This is a genomic window from Pseudomonas sp. Z8(2022), from assembly GCF_025837155.1.
Lineage (GTDB): Bacteria > Pseudomonadota > Gammaproteobacteria > Pseudomonadales > Pseudomonadaceae > Aquipseudomonas.
The window spans coordinates 3,736,162-3,755,147 of sequence record NZ_CP107549.1; the positions used below are offsets into that span (position 1 = coordinate 3,736,162).

At 64.8% G+C, this 18,986-nt stretch carries 21 protein-coding genes; 15 read left to right on the forward strand and 6 right to left on the reverse strand.

What is annotated here, in order from left to right:
* The first annotated feature begins 8 nt into the window (after positions 1-8).
* From urtA to ureC, 10 genes are all read left to right on the forward strand, one after another.
* Positions 9-1,274 carry an urea ABC transporter substrate-binding protein gene (gene urtA, locus OEG79_RS17810; protein ID WP_264146271.1) on the forward strand — a complete coding sequence of 422 codons (1,266 nt, stop codon included), beginning with the start codon at positions 9-11 and terminating at the stop codon, positions 1,272-1,274.
* 173 nt (positions 1,275-1,447) lie between these two features.
* A complete protein-coding gene (urtB, locus tag OEG79_RS17815) occupies positions 1,448-3,016 on the forward strand; it encodes an urea ABC transporter permease subunit UrtB (protein ID WP_264146272.1) in 1,569 nt (522 codons plus the stop codon).
* The gene (gene urtC, locus OEG79_RS17820) at positions 3,016-4,107 is read left to right on the forward strand and encodes an urea ABC transporter permease subunit UrtC (RefSeq protein WP_264146273.1); all 1,092 of its coding nucleotides are present in this window, start codon (positions 3,016-3,018) and stop codon (positions 4,105-4,107) included. The genes urtB and urtC overlap by 1 nt, the downstream gene beginning before the upstream one ends.
* The gene (gene urtD / locus OEG79_RS17825; RefSeq protein ID WP_264146274.1) at positions 4,104-4,946 is read left to right on the forward strand and encodes an urea ABC transporter ATP-binding protein UrtD; all 843 of its coding nucleotides are present in this window, start codon (positions 4,104-4,106) and stop codon (positions 4,944-4,946) included. Before urtC ends, urtD begins: the two co-directional genes overlap by 4 nt.
* Positions 4,947-5,044: 98 nt before the next feature.
* Positions 5,045-5,743: an urea ABC transporter ATP-binding subunit UrtE gene (urtE, locus tag OEG79_RS17830; RefSeq protein WP_264146275.1), complete on the forward strand. Its 699-nt coding sequence runs from the start codon at positions 5,045-5,047 to the stop codon at positions 5,741-5,743.
* A 151-nt stretch (positions 5,744-5,894) separates the two neighbouring features.
* On the forward strand, positions 5,895-6,731 hold the full coding sequence (locus OEG79_RS17835) for an urease accessory protein UreD (RefSeq protein ID WP_264146276.1): 837 nt from the start codon (positions 5,895-5,897) through the stop codon (positions 6,729-6,731).
* Between the two features lie 42 nt (positions 6,732-6,773).
* Positions 6,774-7,076 (forward strand): urease subunit gamma, encoded by a 303-nt coding sequence (gene ureA, locus OEG79_RS17840; RefSeq protein ID WP_074676143.1) that lies wholly within the window; start codon positions 6,774-6,776, stop codon positions 7,074-7,076.
* Between the two features lie 2 nt (positions 7,077-7,078).
* On the forward strand, positions 7,079-7,579 hold the full coding sequence (locus OEG79_RS17845) for a GNAT family N-acetyltransferase (protein WP_264146277.1): 501 nt from the start codon (positions 7,079-7,081) through the stop codon (positions 7,577-7,579).
* A 7-nt stretch (positions 7,580-7,586) separates the two neighbouring features.
* Positions 7,587-7,895 (forward strand): urease subunit beta, encoded by a 309-nt coding sequence (locus tag OEG79_RS17850; RefSeq protein ID WP_264146278.1) that lies wholly within the window; start codon positions 7,587-7,589, stop codon positions 7,893-7,895.
* A gap of 133 nt (positions 7,896-8,028) precedes the next feature.
* Positions 8,029-9,729: an urease subunit alpha gene (ureC, locus tag OEG79_RS17855; protein ID WP_264146279.1), complete on the forward strand. Its 1,701-nt coding sequence runs from the start codon at positions 8,029-8,031 to the stop codon at positions 9,727-9,729.
* A gap of 37 nt (positions 9,730-9,766) precedes the next feature.
* Here ureC and OEG79_RS17860 read toward each other — a convergent pair whose 3' ends face one another.
* The 6 genes from OEG79_RS17860 to OEG79_RS17885 form a co-directional block, all read right to left on the reverse strand.
* Positions 9,767-10,210 (reverse strand): hemerythrin domain-containing protein, encoded by a 444-nt coding sequence (locus OEG79_RS17860; RefSeq protein WP_264146280.1) that lies wholly within the window; start codon positions 10,208-10,210, stop codon positions 9,767-9,769.
* Between the two features lie 75 nt (positions 10,211-10,285).
* The gene (locus OEG79_RS17865; RefSeq protein WP_264146281.1) at positions 10,286-10,552 is read right to left on the reverse strand and encodes a DksA/TraR family C4-type zinc finger protein; all 267 of its coding nucleotides are present in this window, start codon (positions 10,550-10,552) and stop codon (positions 10,286-10,288) included.
* A gap of 69 nt (positions 10,553-10,621) precedes the next feature.
* On the reverse strand, positions 10,622-11,485 hold the full coding sequence (locus tag OEG79_RS17870) for an isocitrate lyase/PEP mutase family protein (RefSeq protein WP_264148746.1): 864 nt from the start codon (positions 11,483-11,485) through the stop codon (positions 10,622-10,624).
* A 135-nt stretch (positions 11,486-11,620) separates the two neighbouring features.
* Positions 11,621-12,622, reverse strand: a complete 1,002-nt coding sequence (locus OEG79_RS17875) for a type II secretion system F family protein (protein ID WP_264146282.1) — start codon at positions 12,620-12,622, stop codon at positions 11,621-11,623.
* A 53-nt stretch (positions 12,623-12,675) separates the two neighbouring features.
* Positions 12,676-13,440, reverse strand: coding sequence for a substrate-binding periplasmic protein (locus OEG79_RS17880; RefSeq protein WP_264146283.1), 765 nt, complete (start codon positions 13,438-13,440; stop codon positions 12,676-12,678).
* A gap of 60 nt (positions 13,441-13,500) precedes the next feature.
* Positions 13,501-14,268 (reverse strand): substrate-binding periplasmic protein, encoded by a 768-nt coding sequence (locus tag OEG79_RS17885; RefSeq protein WP_264146284.1) that lies wholly within the window; start codon positions 14,266-14,268, stop codon positions 13,501-13,503.
* 306 nt (positions 14,269-14,574) lie between these two features.
* On the opposite strand from OEG79_RS17885, the gene OEG79_RS17890 reads away from it, so the two are divergent.
* From OEG79_RS17890 to OEG79_RS17910, 5 genes are all read left to right on the forward strand, one after another.
* The gene (locus tag OEG79_RS17890; RefSeq protein WP_264146285.1) at positions 14,575-15,303 is read left to right on the forward strand and encodes a VC0807 family protein; all 729 of its coding nucleotides are present in this window, start codon (positions 14,575-14,577) and stop codon (positions 15,301-15,303) included.
* A 33-nt stretch (positions 15,304-15,336) separates the two neighbouring features.
* Positions 15,337-15,774 (forward strand): YqaA family protein, encoded by a 438-nt coding sequence (locus tag OEG79_RS17895; protein ID WP_264146286.1) that lies wholly within the window; start codon positions 15,337-15,339, stop codon positions 15,772-15,774.
* 210 nt (positions 15,775-15,984) lie between these two features.
* The gene (locus OEG79_RS17900; RefSeq protein ID WP_264146287.1) at positions 15,985-16,965 is read left to right on the forward strand and encodes a lysylphosphatidylglycerol synthase transmembrane domain-containing protein; all 981 of its coding nucleotides are present in this window, start codon (positions 15,985-15,987) and stop codon (positions 16,963-16,965) included.
* Positions 16,966-17,029: 64 nt separating this feature from the next.
* The gene (locus tag OEG79_RS17905) at positions 17,030-18,295 is read left to right on the forward strand and encodes an Hsp70 family protein (protein ID WP_264146288.1); all 1,266 of its coding nucleotides are present in this window, start codon (positions 17,030-17,032) and stop codon (positions 18,293-18,295) included.
* Between the two features lie 146 nt (positions 18,296-18,441).
* Positions 18,442-18,975: a hypothetical protein gene (locus tag OEG79_RS17910; RefSeq protein WP_264146289.1), complete on the forward strand. Its 534-nt coding sequence runs from the start codon at positions 18,442-18,444 to the stop codon at positions 18,973-18,975.
* Positions 18,976-18,986 lie beyond the last annotated feature (11 nt).

Sequence of the window (18,986 nt, forward strand, 5' to 3'; positions counted from 1 at the left end):
ATCGCACCATGCAACGTCGAAGTCTGATCAAGGCCTTTACCCTTTCCGCGTCCATCGCCGCCATGGGCCTGTCCTGGTCCATTCAGGCCGCCGAAACCATCAAGGTCGGCATCCTCCACTCGCTGTCCGGCACCATGGCCATTTCCGAAACCTCGTTGAAAGACATGGCGCTGATGACCATCGACGAGATCAACGCCAAGGGTGGCGTGCTCGGCAAGCAACTGGAGCCGGTGGTGGTCGACCCCGCCTCGAACTGGCCGCTGTTCGCCGAACGCGGCCGTCAGTTGCTGACCCAGGACAAGGTCGCGGTGACCTTCGGCTGCTGGACCAGCGTATCGCGCAAATCCGTGCTGCCGGTCTATGAAGAGCTCAACGGCCTGCTGTTCTACCCGGTGCAGTACGAAGGCGAAGAGATGTCGCCGAATGTGTTCTATACCGGTGCAGCGCCAAACCAGCAGGCCATCCCGGCGGTGGAGTACCTGCTCAGCGAAGACGGCGGCGCGGCCAAGCGCTTCTTCCTGCTCGGCACCGACTATGTCTACCCGCGCACCACCAACAAGATTCTGCGCGCCTTCCTGCACAGCAAGGGCATCGCCGACAAGGACATCGAAGAGGTCTACACCCCCTTCGGCCACAGCGACTATCAAACCATCGTCGCCAACATCAAGAAGTTCGCCGCCGGCGGCAAGACCGCGGTGGTCTCCACCGTCAACGGTGACTCCAACGTGCCGTTCTACAAGGAACTGGCCAACCAGGGCCTGGACGCCACCGAAGTGCCGGTAGTGGCCTTCTCCGTGGGTGAAGAAGAACTGCGCGGCATCGACACCAAACCGCTGGTCGGCCACCTGGCGGCGTGGAACTACTTCCAGTCCGTTGAGAACCCGGTCAACGAGAAGTTCGTCGCCGACTGGAAGGCCTACGCCAAGGCCAAGAAGCTGCCGAACGCCGACACCGTGGTGACCAACGACCCGATGGAAGCCACCTACGTCGGTATCCACATGTGGGCCCAGGCCGTCGAGAAGGCCGGCACCACCGATGTGGACAAGGTGCGCGAAGCCATGGCCGGCCAGGAATTCGCGGCGCCGAGCGGCTTCACCCTGAAGATGGACGAGAAGAACCACCACCTGCACAAGCCGGTGATGATCGGCGAGATCCAGGAAGACGGTCAGTTCTCCGTGGTCTGGGAAACCGAAGGCCCGATCCGTGCTCAGCCGTGGAGTCCCTTCATCGAAGGCAACGACAAGAAAGCCGATACCCCGGTGAAGTCGAACTGAGGCAAAGCCCCTCTCCCACAAGCGGCAAGCACAGCTCGTCATGGGTTGCCGTGCCGCTTGTCTCCCCTCTCCCGCTTGCGGGAGAGGGGCTGGGGGAGAGGGTTGCCGTAGCCCGGATGCAATCCGGGAAAGCACGTCCCGGAGCGCATCCGGGCTACGCCAAGGACACCCTTATGCCCACTGCCCTTACCCGAATTCTTCTGAGCCTGCTGCTGTTGCTGCCACTGGCCGCCAGCGCTGGCGATGCCGACGACTTCGTCGCCGCCAACCCTGGCAAGCAGGCCTCACTGCTGCAGGACTGGGCCGCAGCGCCCAGCCCCGAACGCATACCACTGTTGCAGGCTCTGCAGCAGGGCCGCGTCGGCAGCGATACCGACAAGCGCGCCTTCATCGAACAGGATGGCGCCTGGCAGGCTGCCGATGGCCAAGCCCAGGCCAATGGCACACCGCGCAAACTGCGTCTGAACAACCGCCTGCGCGGCCTGGTCGGCGTTGCCGTGGCCGGCCATCAGTTGCTCGACAGGGATGCAGCCATACGCCTCGGCGCCGCCAGACAACTGCAGCGCAACACGCCGGCGGCACTGCTGCCGCTGCTGGAAAGCCGTCTGAGCCTCGAGGCCGACGAGAACGTCCGCGACGCCGTCACCCTGGCTCTGGCCAACCTGCAACTGGCCGATGCCAACCCGGCCGTACGCCTGGCCGCCGTAGAGCGCCTGGGCAAGACCGGCGACCCGCTCGCACGCACCCGCCTGCAGACACTGCTCGACGGCGACGAAAGCGATGACGCGGTACGCACTGCGGCGCAGAAGAGCCTGGCCCAGGTGAAGAACAAGCTGCTGATCGGCGAGGTGCTCGGCCAGGCCTTCAGCGGTCTGTCCCTCGGTTCGATCCTGCTGCTGGCCGCCCTCGGACTGGCCATCACCTTCGGCCTGCTCGGGGTGATCAACATGGCCCATGGCGAGATGCTGATGCTCGGCGCCTACACCACCTACGTGGTGCAACTGGCCTTCCAGAAGCTCGCCCCCGGCTACCTCGCCCTCTACCCGCTGGCCGCCCTGCCGATTGCCTTCGTGGTCACCGCCTGCATCGGCATGGCCTTGGAGCGCACGGTGATCCGCCATCTCTACGGTCGCCCGCTGGAAACCCTGCTGGCCACCTGGGGCATCAGCCTGATCCTGATCCAGCTGGTACGCGTCACCTTCGGCGCGCAGAACGTCGAAGTGGCCAACCCGGCCTGGCTGTCCGGCGGCGTGCAGGTGCTGCCGAACCTGGTGCTGCCGTACAACCGCATCGTCATCATCGGTTTCGCCCTGTTTGTCGTGGCCCTGACATGGTTGCTGCTGAACAAGACGCGCCTGGGCCTGAACGTGCGTGCAGTGACGCAGAACCGCAACATGGCCGCCTGCTGCGGCGTGCCCACCGGCCGCGTGGACATGCTCGCCTTCGGTCTGGGCTCGGGGATCGCCGGCCTCGGTGGCGTGGCCCTGAGCCAGATCGGCAACGTCGGCCCGGATCTCGGCCAGAGCTACATCATCGATTCCTTCCTGGTGGTAGTGCTCGGCGGTGTCGGCCAGTTGGCCGGTAGCGTGCTGGCCGCCTTCGGCCTCGGCGTGGTGAACAAGTTCCTCGAGCCACAGATCGGCGCCGTGCTGGGCAAGATCCTGATCCTCGCGCTGATCATCCTGTTCATCCAGAAACGCCCGCAAGGCCTGTTCGCACTGAAAGGAAGGGTGATCGACTGATGACCATGCCACTGAATCAAACCGTTCTCGCCCGCGCCAGCGCCAAGCTCGGTCCACGAGTCTCGCTGGCCATCGGCCTGCTGGTGCTGGCGATCCTCGTCGCCATGCCGCTGCTGCACCTGCTGCCGGCCGATCATGCCCTATATGTCTCGGCCTACAGCCTGACCTTGGTGGGCAAGATCCTCTGCTACTGCATCGTCGCCCTGGCACTGGATCTGGTCTGGGGCTACGCCGGCATGCTCTCGCTCGGCCACGGCCTGTTCTTCGCCCTCGGTGGCTATGCCATGGGCATGTACCTGATGCGTCAGTCAGCAGGCGACGGCCTGCCGGCGTTCATGGGCTTCCTCGCCTGGACCGAGCTGCCCTGGTACTGGTACGGCACCTCCAGCTTCCTCTGGTCACTGTGCCTGGTGGTACTGGCGCCGGGTCTGCTGGCCCTGGTGTTCGGCTTCTTCGCCTTCCGCTCGCGGATCAAGGGTGTGTACTTCTCGATCATGACCCAGGCGCTGACCTTCGCCGGCATGCTGCTGTTCTTCCGCAACGAGACCGGTTTCGGCGGCAACAACGGCTTTACCGGGTTCACCCGCATCCTCGGTTTCGACATCACCGCGCAGGGCACCCGCGCCGCGCTGTTCCTGGCCACCGTGGTGTTGCTGGTGGGCAGCCTGTACCTGGGATTCTGCCTGGCACGCAGCAAGTTCGGTCGTGTACTCACCGCCCTGCGTGATGCCGAGAACCGCCTGATGTTCTGCGGCTACGACCCGCGCGGCTACAAGCTGTTCATCTGGGTATTGAGCGCAGTGCTGTGCGGCCTGGCCGGTGCGCTGTACGTGCCCCAGGTAGGCATCATCAACCCCAGCGAAATGGCCCCGACGCAGTCCATCGAGGCCGCTGTGTGGGTCGCTCTGGGTGGCCGCGGCACGCTGATCGGCCCGCTGCTCGGCGCCGGCCTGGTCAACGGCATGAAGAGCTGGTTCACCGTGGCCTTCCCCGAATACTGGCTGTTCGCCCTGGGCGCGCTGTTCATCGTCGTCACCCTATACCTGCCCAGAGGCGTGGTGGGACTGCTGAAGAAGGACAAGGAACAATGAGAGCCACTCCCGTACCCGAGTCCATGCTCGAAGCCGCCTTCGACCCCACCGGCCTGGCGCTGGACACCGGCAATCTGCTGGGCAAGGGTGTCAACGTCCGCCACGGCACCATCCTCACCCTGGAAGACATCAACGTCAGCTTCGATGGCTTCAGGGCGCTGACCAACCTGACCCTGTACATCGGTGTCGGCGAGCTGCGCTGCATCATCGGCCCCAACGGCGCCGGCAAGACCACCATGATGGACGTGATCACCGGCAAGACCCGCCCGGACACCGGCGTGGCCTACTTCGGCGAACAGTTCGACCTGACCCGCATGAGCGAGGTGGAGATCGCCCAGGCCGGCATCGGCCGCAAGTTCCAGAAGCCGACTGTGTTCGAGGCCTTGAGCGTGTTCGAGAACCTGGAACTGGCGCAGAAGACCAACAAGTCGGTATGGGCCAGCCTGCGCGCGCGCCTGTCCGGCGAGCAACGTGACCGCATCGACGAGGTGCTGCAGACCATTCGCCTGGATGGCTCGCGCCACCGTCCGGCCGGCCTGCTCTCCCACGGCCAGAAGCAGTTCCTCGAAATCGGCATGCTGCTGATGCAGGAGCCGCACCTGCTGCTGCTCGACGAACCGGTGGCAGGCATGACCGACGCCGAAACCGAGTTCACCGCCGAGCTGTTCAAGTCGCTGGCGCGCAAGCACTCGCTGATGGTGGTCGAGCACGACATGGGCTTCGTCGGCTCCATCGCCGACCACGTCACCGTACTGCACCAGGGCAGCGTGCTGGCCGAAGGCTCGCTGGAGAAGGTGCAGAACGACGAGCGGGTGATTGAGGTTTATCTGGGGCGCTGAGCCTCTCCCCGGCTCCTCTCCCACAAGCTGGAGAGGGGCAAAGGCTGGCGCTCCATAGGGTGCGCCGTATGCCCTGAACAACGGTCAAGGACATTCCTATGCTGCAAGTCCAACAGCTTCACCAGTACTACGGCGGCAGCCACATCCTCCGTGGCCTGTCGTTCGACGCCAAGGTCGGCGAAGTCACCTGCCTGCTCGGCCGCAACGGCGTGGGCAAGACCACCCTGCTCAAGTGCCTGATGGGCCTGATCCCGGCCAAGGACGGCAGCGTGCAATGGGAAGGCAAACCCATCACCGGCTTCAAACCGCACCAGCGCGTGCACGCCGGCATCGCCTACGTGCCCCAGGGCCGCGAGATATTCGGTCGCCTCACCGTGGAAGAGAACCTGCTGATGGGGCTTTCCCGGTTCAACGCCAGGGAAGCCAAGGCCGTACCCGAGTTCATCTACGAGCTGTTCCCTGTGCTGCGCGAGATGAAGCACCGCCGCGGCGGCGACCTGTCCGGCGGCCAGCAGCAGCAGCTGGCCATCGGTCGCGCCCTGGCCAGCAAGCCGCGCCTGCTGATCCTCGACGAGCCCACCGAAGGCATCCAGCCCTCGGTGATCAAGGAGATTGGCGTGGTGATCAAGAAACTCGCCGAGCGTGGCGACATGGCCATCCTGCTGGTCGAGCAGTTCTACGACTTCGCTGCCGAGCTGGCCGACCAGTACCTGGTGATGAGCCGGGGCGAGATCGTCCAGCAGGGCCGTGGCGAGAATATGGAAGCCGAAGGTGTGCGCGGGCTCGTAGCAATCTGATACGCGCCCGCCTGTGGGAGGGGCTTTAGCCGCGACGGCTCCTAGCGCCCACATGCATGGCAATTAGCGGGCGACCACGCACCGAATTGGTTCAGGGCACGCCTCTTGCTTGCCCACTCGGTCAAGTATCCTGCGGAACCGTTGCCTTACCATGAATCTGCCCGCCGCCCCGTTCACGCCAAGCTGGCCTGCCGAGCTGGAGCTGGCCTACGCGCGCCATGGCGAGCGCACCACACCGGTGCGCAGGCGCCACCTCGGCCCCCTAAGGGTGCAGAAGCACCTGTACGCCGAAGGCCCGGAAGTCTGCCAGCACATCATCGTCCACCCGCCTGGCGGCATTGCCGGCGGTGACGTTCTGGAGATCTCGGCCCAGGCTGGCGAAAACGCCTGGGTGCAGCTCACCAGCCCTGGCGCAGCCAAGTGGTATCGCGCTGCCGGTGTCGCCCGACAGAACCTGCGCCTGAGCGTCGAAGCCGGCGCCACTCTGGAATGGCTGCCGCAGGAGACCATCATCTATGCCGGCGCCCAGGCCGAACTGCACACACAGATCGACCTGCAAGGCGACGCCCGCCTGTTCTACTGGGATATCGTCGCCCTCGGCCGCCCTGCCGCCGACGAGCGTTTTGCCAGCGGCCATTTCCAGGCCGCACTGGATATCCGCCGCGACGGCAAGCTGCTCTGGCATGAACGCCAGCGTGTTTGCGGCGGCGACGGTCTGCTCGACTCGCCCATCGGTCTGGACGGTCAGCCGGTGTTCGCCACCCTGCTGGTCAGTGGCGAAGTGGACAGCGACCTGCTGGAGCGCTGCCGCGAACTGAAGATCGACGGCGTGCGCGGCGACCTCAGCCAGCTTGCCGGCCTGTTGGTCGCACGCTGCCTGGCCAGTGAAGCACTGCAGGCGCGCGCCTGGCTGATCGAACTCTGGCGCCTGCTGCGCCCGGCCCTGCTGGGTCGCGAGGCGGCGCCACCACGAATCTGGAATACCTGAGGCGGTGGCTGCCTGCAGCCGCCCCATGACCTGGAGCGAACGATGGATCTGAGTCCACGCGAGAAAGACAAGCTGCTGATCTTCACCGCCGGCCTGGTGGCCGAGCGCCGTCTGGCGCGTGGGGTGAAGCTGAACTACCCGGAGGCCATGGCCTATATCTCCGCCGCCCTGCTCGAAGGCGCGCGCGACGGCCAGACCGTCGCCGAACTGATGCATTTCGGCACCACCCTGCTGACCCGCGAGCAGGTGATGGAAGGCGTGCCGGAGATGATCCCGGAGATCCAGATCGAAGCCACCTTTCCCGACGGCACCAAACTGGTGACCGTCCACCAACCGATTGCATAACCATGAGCTACGAAATAGCGAACGCCAGTGAAGCCGACCTGCCCGGAATCCTGGCCATTTACAACGACGCGGTGCAGCACACCACGGCGATCTGGAACGAGAACCTGGCCGACCTCGCCAACCGCCGCGCCTGGCTGACCGAGCGCACCGGCGCCGGCTTCCCGGTGCTGGTGATGGTGGATAGCGCCGGCGCGGTGCTCGGCTACGCCAGCTACGGGCCCTGGCGCCCGCACGATGGCTACCGGCACACCGTCGAGCATTCGGTTTACGTACGCAGCGACCAGCGCGGTCAGGGCCTCGGCGTGCTGCTGATGCAGGCCCTGATCGAGCGAGCCAGAGCAGCCGGGCTGCACGTGATGGTCGGAGCCATCGAGTCGGAGAACACCGCCTCGATCCGCCTACACCAGCGCCTCGGCTTCGTCACCACCGGGCAGATGCCCCAGGTCGGCCGCAAGTTCGGCCGCTGGCTGGATCTGACTTTCATGCAACTGATTCTGGAGTGAGCACCCCATGATTCCCGGCGAATACCAGATTGCCGACGGCGAGATCGAGCTCAATGCCGGTCGTCGCACCCTGACCCTCTCCGTGGCCAACAGCGGCGACCGGCCGATCCAGGTCGGTTCGCACTACCACTTCTTCGAGACCAACGATGCGCTGATCTTCGATCGAGCATCCACACGAGGTATGCGCCTGAACATTCCAGCCGGCACCGCCGTGCGTTTCGAGCCCGGACAGAGCCGCGAGGTGGAGCTGGTGGAACTGGCCGGCGCGCGCCGCGTGTTCGGCTTCGCCGGCCGGGTGATGGGCGACCTGGATTGAGGTGACTCTCGCAGGAGCGGCTTTGGCCGCGATAACGGTTTCGCCGCTAAAGCCGCTCCCACGGAAGAACCGCAGCTCCTCATCCCCTGACAGACAAACACGCGCCAGCCTTCGCGCCACAAGGGAAGCGAATATGAAAATCAACAGACAAGCCTACGCCGACATGTTCGGCCCCACCGTCGGCGACAAGGTGCGCCTGGCCGACACCGACCTGTGGGTCGAAGTCGAGAAGGACTTCACCACCTACGGCGAAGAAGTGAAGTTCGGCGGCGGCAAGGTGATCCGCGACGGCATGGGCCAGGGCCAACTGTGCGCCGCCGAGGTGGTCGACACCCTGATCACCAATGCCCTGATCATCGACCACTGGGGCATCGTCAAGGCCGACGTCGGCCTCAAGGACGGGCGCATCGCCGCCATCGGCAAGGCCGGCAACCCGGATATCCAGCCTGACGTGACCATCGCCATCGGCGCCGGTACCGAGGTGATCGCCTGCGAGGGCATGATCCTCACCGCCGGCGGCATCGACACCCACATCCACTTCATCTGCCCGCAGCAGATCGAAGAAGCGCTGATGAGTGGCGTCACCACCATGATCGGCGGCGGCACCGGGCCGGCCACCGGCACCAACGCCACCACCTGCACCTCCGGGCCGTGGCACATGGCGCGCATGCTGCAAGCCGCCGACGCCTTCCCGATGAATCTGGGCTTCACCGGCAAGGGCAACGCCTCTCTGCCCGAGCCGCTGATCGAGCAGGTCAAGGCCGGCGCCATCGGTCTGAAGCTGCACGAGGACTGGGGCACCACCCCGGCGGCCATCGACAACTGCCTGTCGGTCGCCGATCAATACGACGTGCAGGTGGCGATCCACACCGACACGCTGAACGAGTCCGGCTTCGTCGAAACCACCCTGGCCGCGTTCAAGGGAAGGACCATCCACACCTACCACACCGAGGGCGCCGGCGGCGGCCACGCCCCGGACATCATCAGGGCCTGCGGCTTCGCCAATGTGCTGCCGTCCTCGACCAACCCGACCCGACCGTTCACCCGCAATACCATCGACGAGCACCTGGACATGCTGATGGTCTGCCACCACCTCGACCCGAGCATCGCCGAGGACGTGGCCTTCGCCGAGAGCCGCATCCGTCGCGAGACCATCGCAGCGGAAGACATCCTCCACGACCTTGGCGCCTTCTCCATGATCAGCTCCGACAGCCAGGCCATGGGCCGTGTCGGCGAAGTGATCACCCGCACCTGGCAGACCGCCGACAAGATGAAGAAGCAGCGCGGCCCGCTGCCCGAGGATGCGCCAGGCAACGACAACTTCCGCGCCAAGCGCTACATCGCCAAGTACACCATCAACCCGGCGATCACCCACGGCATCAGTCATGAAGTGGGTTCGGTGGAAGTGGGTAAGTGGGCCGACCTGGTGCTCTGGCGCCCGGCCTTCTTCGGCGTCAAGCCGACGCTGATTCTCAAGGGCGGGGCCATCGCCGCCAGCCTGATGGGCGACGCCAACGCCTCGATCCCGACCCCGCAGCCGGTGCACTACCGGCCGATGTTCGCCAGCTACGCCGGCAGCCGTCATGCCACCAGCATCACCTTTATCAGCCAGGCAGCGTTCGACGCCGGCGTGCCCGAGCAGCTCGGACTGAAGAAGAAGATCGGCGTGGTCAAGGGCTGCCGCGAGGTGCAGAAGAGCGACCTGATCCACAACGGCTATCTGCCGAACATCGAGGTCGATCCGCAGAACTATCAGGTCAGGGCCGATGGCCAGCTGCTCTGGTGCGAGCCGGCCGAAGTGCTGCCGATGGCGCAGCGCTACTTCCTGTTCTGACGCAGGAGCCGGGCTTTACGCCCGGCTCTGGCTGTAGTCAGGAATCCTGCTTCATCTCGTCGTAGGCACTCAGATAGTCGCCGGCCAGGCGCTCCTTCTGCCTGTCGTTGAGCAGCTTGCCGGCCATCTGGAAAAAGGTGCGCTCTTCTTCCTTGAGGTGATGCTCGACCTTCTCCGCCAGTGCCTTGGCTTGCGCCAGCCAGCTGGGGCTGCTGGGATCGGTTTCCTCCAGCCCCTCGACCATTTCGTCCATCTCGTGATGTTCGGCGATCGCATGGCGCGACAGATCAACGCCCGCATCCTGCTGCATCAGGGGAATGTAGAAATGGCGCTCCTCGGCCACCGAATGCACGGCTAGTTCCTGCTTGAGCTGGGAAAACAGGGCGTGGCGTTCGGGGCTGTCGCCCTGGGTGGCGACCAGTTTCCGCGCCAGTTCGCGCTGGATGTCGTGGCTGATGCGCAAGGCTTCGAAAATCGTCATGCAGGCACCTCTTCCTGAGTCACGGTCGTAGTAGCACTAGACCATCAGCTCGCCGATAGGTGCCGTACCGCTTGTTCAGCGCAGCTGGCTGTCCTTGCTGCCACGGCGGTTGTAGCCGCTGAAGGCGGCGTTCTCGCGGTCGTGCTCGGCCTGGCACCTGACGCACAGGCGGACGCCGGGAATGGCCTGGCGACGGGCCTCGGGGATGACCGCGTCGCACTCTTCGCAGTGACGCAGGCTCTCGCCTTTCGGCAATTGGCTGCGGGCACGCGCGACGGCGTCCTCGATGCTGCTGTCGATCTGTTCCTGAACTGCGTCGTCGCTTGCCCAACCACCGGCCATGCTCATCCTCCTCGCATTCACCGGACAGATATGCGCCCGGGAAATGCGAAGTGCAAGTGCTGCCGGTCGTTACTCGCGGACTTCCATGAACTCCGTGGCCCAGCGGATGTAATCCTCGGGCATGGTGTACTTGTGCGTCAGTTCGGTGGCGTTGAGGTCGCACGGCTGCGCGCCGCGCTGCTCGCGCAGGCAGTCGTAGGTGGCCTTGATCGCGGCGAAGTAGGCGGCGTGGCCGTTGACCACGATGCGCACGCCCAGGCGGGCCAGACGCTGGTTGTCGCGCAGTTCGGGGTTGCCATAGGTGACCAGCATCAGCGGCACCCTGAGGCCCGAGGCGATCTGCTCCAGGTGAGCGAAGTCCCTGACCCCGACCAGGCAGATGCCGTCTGCGCCAGCCGCCTCGTAGGCGCGGGTACGGCGGATCACTTCGTCCACTTCCAGTACGCCGGCATGGGTACGGGCGATGATCGCCAGTTCCGGATCGACGCGCGCTTCCAGCGCGGCGAGGATCTTGCCGACGCCTTCTTCGATGGAAATCAGGTCGGTGGACTTGCGCCCGAACTGGGCCGGCAGCAGGGTGTCCTCGATGGTCAGCGCGGCGACGCCGGCGCGTTCCAGCTCTACCACGGTGCGCATCACGTTGAGCGCGTTGCCGTAGCCGTGGTCGGCGTCGGCAATCACCGGCAGGCGCGCGACGCGGCCGATGCGCGCGGCCTGCTCGACGAATTCGCTGAGGGTGATCAGGGCGAAGTCCGGCGCGCCGAGCACCTGCAGAGAGGCGACGGAGCCACCGAGGATGCCGACCTCGAAGTCGAGATCCGCAGCAATCCGGGCGGACATGGGATCGAAGACCGAAGCGGTGTGATAGCAGCGGTCGGAAGCCAGCAGGGCACGAAAGGCGCTGCGTAGCTCATGGTGGGATGCACGTTGCAGGATGGGCATGGGGCGTATTCCAAAGTCGGTTGAATCGCTTTTTTCTCTTTTTAGTAGGGCGTAGACGCGGCGAATGCTAGCGCAAGGCACTTGCTGCCAGCTTTCAAACGGCTCGCCTGGCGAATGACCAGCAATTTACCGGCCAGCCAGCTCCGCCGGCAGTGTCGGGAAGAAGCCACCGCCGGTCAGCAGGCCGTAAGCCATCCAGATGGCAACGGCCAGATAGAACAGCCGCGGCGCCCAGCTCGCCAGCATCTGCTGGCTCGCAGCCAGCTGCTGCGCCTGCAGGCGGGCGAAACGCAGCAGTGCCTTGCCCGGGCGCCCGGTCGCTTCGCCGGTATTGAGCACACCGATGAGCATGGCCTTGCCGGGAAAACTCAGGCCGTCGAAGGCGCGCGCCAGCGACTGCCCGGCAGCGACTCGCGGCGCCAGGCTGGCGAAATCCCGCCGCAGCCGTGGATTGCCCATCGCGCTGCTGGCACGTGGCAGGGCATCGAGTACCGGCATGCCGGCCTCAAGCAGCAGCCCGAGGCTGTCACAGTAGTTTCGCAGGTCAGCGCGACGCTGCAGACTCCCCAACACCGGCAAGGCCAGCAGCAGATCGTCGAGCTGACCCGGCCTTTCGGTTCGGCGCTGCTGCCAGCGACGCCACAGTGCCCGCACGCCAAACAGCAACGCACAGAGTGCCAGCACAGGCAGCAGCACGGCTGCCAGATAACCCGCGACACTCAGGCTTCCACCGACCAGGGCGGGCAAGGGTTTGACCGTCAGCGCCAGCACCAGCACGCCTGCGGGCAGCAATAGGCGGGAGACGAGATCAGCGGCATGGCGCGCCTGCTCGTCGTAGCGCTGCGCCAGTTGCTCGTGGATATGTACCAGCGCACCGGCCTCCTGCGCAGCCCGCACCAGGCTGCTTTCCAGTGGCGTGAATACGCCACTCAGCTGGCCGGAACTCGCCAGGTCGCGTCCGTTCCCCACCATCTGCCGCAAGCGCTTCACGGCAGCCTCATGGCGCGCGCCAAGATTCAGGCTGGCCAGTGCCCGATCGATGGGTACCCCCGCCCGTTCCATCGCCGCCAGGTGAGCGAACAACCCGGCGCGGCTACGCAGATCGAGAGTGACAAAGGGACGCGACATGATCAGGCTCGGTGAAGTGCAGCGCTCAGGTTAACCAGTCGCCGTGCGGGTCGCTATGGCTGTTCCAGCGGTGGCATCGACGCGTGCGGCAGCCAGCGTCCGAGAATGGCCTCGAGGCTGCCGTCCTCGTGCATCTGCTGCAATGCACGCTGCCAGCGCACCACGCGGACCACCGAGGTCTGCGGGGAAAAGGCGATGTAATAGGCCGAGCGCATGAACGGCACGTGCGCGGTAACGTCCTGCGGCTTGAGGTCGACGACAGCCAGTTCGCCAGCCAGGGTCAGGTCCTCGGTGGCGATCAGGTTGACCCGGCCGTGCTTGAGCAGGGTCATCATCTGTCTCGGCCCGGAGACCCCGTAGAGGTTGGTGAAGCCCCTGGAACCGAGAACCTCGAAGGTATACCACTGCTTGGGCAGCGCCAGAGGCCCACTGGCGGCCGCCTGCGGCAAGCTGTCGATGACCAGCCCGCGTGATTTCAGCGAGTAGAAGCTGGTGGTGCCAACCACGATGGGGCCGACCCAGTGGAATCTGCCCTCGCGCTCGGGGATACGCACGGTAGAGAACAGACCGATGTCCGCGTCCTGCTGGGCCAGGTGAAAGGCGCGCGTCCAGGGCACCAGCTCGATCCTGCCACGGTCGCCGGTGCGCGCCAGCAGGGCTCTGACCACTTCGACCGAGAAGCCGCTGGGCTCACCGTCGCGCATGAAACTCATCGGCGGTGAATCTTCGGTGAGCAGGCGCAGCCGGGTCTCTGCCGACGCACAGGGCGCCACCAGCAGCAGAACACACAGCCATCGATGCAAGAAGCGCTTGCCCATCAACCCTCCCTCCGGCCTGCAGACTAGCAAGCCAAGATGCACGATGCAGCAGCTTCGCTCCTAACGGAGCAAATCGGCCAGCATGCTCTCGTCGGCCTCCGGAAACCAGTGTCGATGGATCCGGCCCAGGCCACCGTCGTGGCGCATATCCTCAAGCGCCCGTTGCCAACGGGCGACAAGAGCGGCATCGGTGTGCAGTGAAAAAGCAATGTAGGAGTCGCTGGGCATCAGGTCGAACTGCGCCTGCAGCTGCCCGGGATGCATGCCCTGCTCGGCGAGCAGGGCATCGAGAGTGAGGTTGTTGACCAGCAGCAGCCGCACCCGGCCGTGGCGGAACATGCGCAGCATGTCCCGCGGGGTCGACACGCCATAGAGGTTCTCCAGCTTCTGCTGGCGCAGGATTTCGTAGCTGTACCATTGACTGGGCACGGCTAGAGTACCGAGTTGCCTGACATCGTCGAGGCTGGCGACCCGCAACCCGGCATCCTTGCGCGTATAGAACCGCGTATAGCCTCGCGCAATCGGCCCTACCCACTGAAACTGTGCTTCACGCTGCGCCGTGCGCACGGTGGAAAACAGCGCGCTGTCGGCCTGGTGGCGAACCTGATGGTAGCCGCGAGTCCAGGGCACCAGTTCGATGTGCGCCGTTTCGCCGGTCCGGCGGATCAGCTCTTCGACCACGGCCACCGCCATGCCGCTCGGCTTGCCGTCCTGCAGATAGCTCAGTGGCCGATGGTCTTCGGTATACAGCCGCAATTCGGCAGCCGACAGATGTGCACCAAGGCTGCAAATCAGCAGCAGAACTGCAACCAGGCACTTCAGATTCATCACGTCTACCGTCAAAGGCCCGCCCTACAGCGAATTCAGGGCTCCGGGATCATAAACGCCTGCGCGTTCATCACCAAGGTCGCACAGATGCGGGCACATCTGCCCGTGCCTGCGGTCGGCCAGAGGACGATCCCGACAGGTCCGACGTCACCACCTCGCTACCACCCGGGCAGTGCCTTTGCGCCGTGCGGTGGCTGTCGGCAAGCTGTCGGCTCATACTTTTTCATATCCAAAACCGACGGTCGGACTAGCTCTGACGCCTCGGGCAGGCGATCATCGGGCATCCTACGCAATCGTCCAGTTACCATGACCGCCACTACTGACAGCCGTACCCCGACCCACAAGCCCCGCCCACTGATCGATCTGGCCATCAGCATCCTGATTCCCTCGTTCATCCTGATGAAGCTCAGTGGCGAGCACCGCCTCGGCGCAGATGGCGCGCTGCTGCTGGCCCTGGCATTTCCCCTGGGCTGGGGCGCGTTCGAGCTGATCAAGTACCGCAAGTTCAACTTCATCGCCCTGCTCGGTCTGATCAGCGTGGCGCTGACCGGCGGTATCGGCCTGCTCAAGCTCGATACCCAGTGGCTGGCCGTCAAGGAAGCCTTGATTCCGGGACTGATCGGCATTGCCGTGCTGGTCTCGACGCGCACCCGCTACCCGCTGATCCGCACCCTGCTGTTCAACAGGAGCGTGCTCAACGTCGACAAGATCCATGATCGTCTGGAACAGGGCGGCCATGTCGAACACTTCGAAACACGCCTGATGCGCGCGACCTACTGGCTCAGCGGCACCTTCTTCTTCTCCTCGTTCATGAACTACGTGCTGGCCAAGTGGATCGTGGTCAGCCCGGCAGGCACCGAGGCGTTCAACGACGAACTGGGGCGCATGACCCTGCTCAGCTACCCGATGATCGCCATTCCCTCGATGATCATGCTGATGGCCATCTTCTACTACCTGTGGAAGACCATTCACGGCCTGACAGGGCTGAGTCTGGAAGAGATCATGGCCCACAACGGCCAGGAGCCGCAGAGCTGAGTCGCGCCGACCTTCGGGTCGGCAGCGCCTGGCATGTTCGGTCTCTCCGCCTATCCGGCCCTGTTTCTTTCCGCCTTCGGCGCGGCGACATTATTGCCACTGCAGTCCGAGGCCTTGCTGGTCGCGCTGCTGCTGGCCGGTCAGCATGCGCTCTGGGCTCTGTTGCTGATGGCGACGCTGGGCAACGTATTGGGCTCATGGCTCAACTGGCTGCTGGGACGCTCGATCGAGCACTACCGCGAGCGGCGCTGGTTTCCCGTCACCCCGGCCCGGCTAGAGCAGGCGCAGGGCTGGTATGCCCGCTACGGTCGCTGGTCGCTGCTGCTCAGCTGGATGCCGGTGATCGGCGACCCATTGACCTTGGTCGCCGGGGTGATGCGTGAGCGACTGTGGATATTCCTGCTTATCGTGACCCTGGCCAAGGCCGGCCGCTATGTGGTGCTGGCGGCGCTCACCCTGGCCTGGATATGAACGTATCGGGAAAACATCTGACACAACTACTGAGGGCGCCTGCGTGTATGCCGGTTGAGTACTGACGGCGGCTCCCTGATACTGCGCACCGCACCGCACCGCGCGGGCGCAATCTGCCGCGGTCGTTGCGAATGGCCGGCAAGCCGGTGAACAACCGCCTCGACAGAGGCATGCGACCCCACCATCCCGGGGTCTGGTGAACGAGGAATTATGGTGTCTGTCGTAGAAGCCAAACCCAAACTGAAGCGCAGCGACCTGATCTGGACGCTGATCGGCCTCGGTGCCGTGGTTCTGTCTGGCTTCCTGCTCTATCGCGAACTGCGCACCATCTCCCTCGAAGAGATCAAGGGCAGCCTCGAGGCGATATCCCACATGAACTGGATGTTCGCCGGCGCGGCCACGCTCGGTGCCTACTGGGCGCTGGCCTGGTACGACCGCATCGCGGTCGCTCACCTCGGCAAGCAGATCCCCTGGCGCTTCATCACCCTGTGTTCCTTCACCACTTATGCCCTGGCGCACAATATCGGCGCCTCGGTGTTCTCCGGGGCCGTGGTGCGTTATCGCGCCTATCGCAGCAAGGGCCTTACGCCGCAGGAAATCGGCATTCTCATCGTCTTCTGCTCCTTCACCTTCGCCCTCGGCACGCTGCTCGCCAGCGGCTGCGTACTGATCGCCCAGCCCGATCTGATCCATCGGGTCGCCAACATCACCCCGCTGGTTTCGGTGGCCATCGGCAGCGTGCTGCTGAGTCTGGTCGGTCTCTACGTGCTGGGTTCCTGGCGCCAGTTCAAGCCCTGGACGCTGGGCAAGCTGCACGTGGAATATCCCCGCCTGCCCGTCGTCAGCCGCCAGTTGCTGGCTGGGCCACTGGAGCTGCTGTGCGCCGCAGCGATCATCTATTTCGCCCTGCCGGCCGACAATCACCCCGGCTATCTGGTGGTGCTCGGCGTGTTCCTCGCGTCCTTCTCCCTGGCGCTGCTATCCCATGCGCCGGGCGGTCTGGGCGTGCTGGAAGTGACCTTCCTCGCCGCCCTGCCGGAAATTCCCGCCGCCGATGTACTAGCTGCGCTGATCGTGTTCCGCGTGTTCTATCTGCTGCTGCCGTTCGCCCTGTCGCTGCTGGTGGTGCTGGGCTTCGAATGGACGCAGTGGAAGCACAAACGCGCAGAGAACATCGACCTGCCGTCCTGACGACTCGCCGCCACCTCGGCACTGGCATAGAATACGCGGCCATTTTTTGCGCCCCTGCGTTTCCATGTCCTTCTCTACACCCGCCCGCGCCTGCGGCATCGACTTCGGCACATCCAATTCCACCGTCGGCTGGCTGCGTCCCGGCCAGGACAGCCTGCTGCCCCTGGAGGACGGCAAGATCACCCTGCCTTCGGTGATCTTCTTCAACACCGAGGAACGCCGCCCGGTCTACGGCCGTATGGCCCTGCATGAATACCTGGAAGGCTACGAAGGACGTCTGATGCGCTCGCTGAAAAGCCTGCTGGGCTCCAAGCTGCTGAAGAGCGAAACCACCGTGCTGGGCAGCGCCCTGCCGTTCAAGGATCTGCTCTGCTTCTTCATCGGCGAACTGAAAAAGCGCGCCGAAGCGCAGGCCGGCCGCGCCTTCGAGGAAGTGGTGCTGGGCCGCCCGGTATTCTTCGTCGATGACGACCCGGCAGCCGATCAGGAAGCGCAGAACACCCTGGCGGCCGTGGCGCACAAGCTCGGCTTCAAGGAGGTATCGTTCCAGTACGAGCCCATCGCCGCCGCCTTCGACTACGAGTCGGCTCTGGCGCGCGAGGAGCTGGTGCTGATCGTCGACATCGGAGGTGGTACCTCGGACTTTTCTCTGGTGCGTCTGGCGCCTGAACGCCATCACCTCGCCGAACGCCAGGGCGACATCCTCGCCACTGGCGGCGTGCATATCGGCGGTACCGACTTCGACAAGCAGCTGTCGCTGGCCGGTGTGATGCCGCTGTTCGGCTACGGCAGCCGGATGAAGAGCGACGCCTTCATGCCCACCAGCTACCACCTCAACCTGGCCACCTGGCACACCATCAACGCGCTGTACGCGCAGAAGACCCAGCTGGCCCTGCAGAACATGCGCTACGACATCGTCGACGCTACCGGCATCGACCGCCTCTTCGGCCTGATCGAACAGCGCGCCGGACACTGGCTGGCCATGCAGGTGGAAGAGAGCAAGATCGCCCTCAGCGAGCAGGCTGCACGCCCCATCGACCTGTCGCGCGTCGAACCGGGCCTGGTCGCCGAGCTGACCCGCCCGCTGTTCGAGAACGCCATCGAACCGCTGCTCGAACGCATCCGCGCCAGCCTCACGCAACTGCTGGCCGATGCCGGCATCGCGGCCGATCAGGTCGATACGCTGTTCTTCACCGGCGGTTCCAGCGGCGTACCGGCGCTGCGCCAGAGCGTCGCGGCGATGCTGCCCAACGCGCGCAGCGTGGAAGGCAATACCTTCGGCAGCATCGGCAGCGGCCTGGCCATCGAAGCCAAGAAACGCTACGGCTAGGTTTTTTGTGGGAGGGGCTTTAGCCGCGACAAGAGCTCGCGGCTAAAGCCCCCCTACGCCAGGAGACCGAAGTGCTCTCCCATGCATCGCACAACAGGCTCTGAGTTATGCTTGCCGCCCATCCGAATGAACCGAGGAATAGCCCGATGAAAGCCCAGCTGGAAGAACTGATCGCCAAGATAAGCTCCGGCTGCCTACCCGAGGACGAGATCGCCCGGATCGCCGACGAAGCCGCGCAGGCCTACGCCGATCCGGCCGCCTTCCTGGCCGCCAACCCGGACGTCAACTACGACGACGAATTCCCCATTCCGCTGGGCGAATGGGTGGTGGTCGGCAGCCTGCCGGATACCGTGCTGTTCCAGGCCGACAGCTACGAAGAATTGTTCCAGCGCATCACCGAGTCGTTCGGCCCGCAGGTGCAGTTCGTGCTCAAGGCCAAGCAGTTGGCCAGGGCCGAACCTCTCAAGGCGCTCAACCGCATTCAGGTGCAGCTCTCGGCACTGTCACCGGAAACCGGCGGCTACGTGCTGGTGGATTTCAGCGAACCGCTGGATGACGAACTGCAGGCGGTACTGGTATATGCCAGCGATCTGCCGCGGGTGATGGAGCTGGCGGTGGAGGTCGGTATCTACGCCGCGCCGGCACTGGAAGCCATGCAGGCGGCGCAGGCCGAAGAATAAGCCACACCACG

Coding starts and splice junctions, on each gene's coding strand:
- urtA (WP_264146271.1), top strand. CDS start 9: ATGCAACGTCGAAGTCTGATCAAGGCCTTTACCCTTTCCGCGTCCATC.
- urtB (WP_264146272.1), top strand. CDS start 1,448: ATGCCCACTGCCCTTACCCGAATTCTTCTGAGCCTGCTGCTGTTGCTG.
- urtC (WP_264146273.1), top strand. CDS start 3,016: ATGACCATGCCACTGAATCAAACCGTTCTCGCCCGCGCCAGCGCCAAG.
- urtD (WP_264146274.1), top strand. CDS start 4,104: ATGAGAGCCACTCCCGTACCCGAGTCCATGCTCGAAGCCGCCTTCGAC.
- urtE (WP_264146275.1), top strand. CDS start 5,045: ATGCTGCAAGTCCAACAGCTTCACCAGTACTACGGCGGCAGCCACATC.
- OEG79_RS17835 (WP_264146276.1), top strand. CDS start 5,895: ATGAATCTGCCCGCCGCCCCGTTCACGCCAAGCTGGCCTGCCGAGCTG.
- ureA (WP_074676143.1), top strand. CDS start 6,774: ATGGATCTGAGTCCACGCGAGAAAGACAAGCTGCTGATCTTCACCGCC.
- OEG79_RS17845 (WP_264146277.1), top strand. CDS start 7,079: ATGAGCTACGAAATAGCGAACGCCAGTGAAGCCGACCTGCCCGGAATC.
- OEG79_RS17850 (WP_264146278.1), top strand. CDS start 7,587: ATGATTCCCGGCGAATACCAGATTGCCGACGGCGAGATCGAGCTCAAT.
- ureC (WP_264146279.1), top strand. CDS start 8,029: ATGAAAATCAACAGACAAGCCTACGCCGACATGTTCGGCCCCACCGTC.
- OEG79_RS17860 (WP_264146280.1), bottom strand. CDS start 10,210: ATGACGATTTTCGAAGCCTTGCGCATCAGCCACGACATCCAGCGCGAA.
- OEG79_RS17865 (WP_264146281.1), bottom strand. CDS start 10,552: ATGGCCGGTGGTTGGGCAAGCGACGACGCAGTTCAGGAACAGATCGAC.
- OEG79_RS17875 (WP_264146282.1), bottom strand. CDS start 12,622: ATGTCGCGTCCCTTTGTCACTCTCGATCTGCGTAGCCGCGCCGGGTTG.
- OEG79_RS17880 (WP_264146283.1), bottom strand. CDS start 13,440: ATGGGCAAGCGCTTCTTGCATCGATGGCTGTGTGTTCTGCTGCTGGTG.
- OEG79_RS17885 (WP_264146284.1), bottom strand. CDS start 14,268: ATGAATCTGAAGTGCCTGGTTGCAGTTCTGCTGCTGATTTGCAGCCTT.
- OEG79_RS17890 (WP_264146285.1), top strand. CDS start 14,575: ATGACCGCCACTACTGACAGCCGTACCCCGACCCACAAGCCCCGCCCA.
- OEG79_RS17895 (WP_264146286.1), top strand. CDS start 15,337: ATGTTCGGTCTCTCCGCCTATCCGGCCCTGTTTCTTTCCGCCTTCGGC.
- OEG79_RS17900 (WP_264146287.1), top strand. CDS start 15,985: ATGGTGTCTGTCGTAGAAGCCAAACCCAAACTGAAGCGCAGCGACCTG.
- OEG79_RS17905 (WP_264146288.1), top strand. CDS start 17,030: ATGTCCTTCTCTACACCCGCCCGCGCCTGCGGCATCGACTTCGGCACA.
- OEG79_RS17910 (WP_264146289.1), top strand. CDS start 18,442: ATGAAAGCCCAGCTGGAAGAACTGATCGCCAAGATAAGCTCCGGCTGC.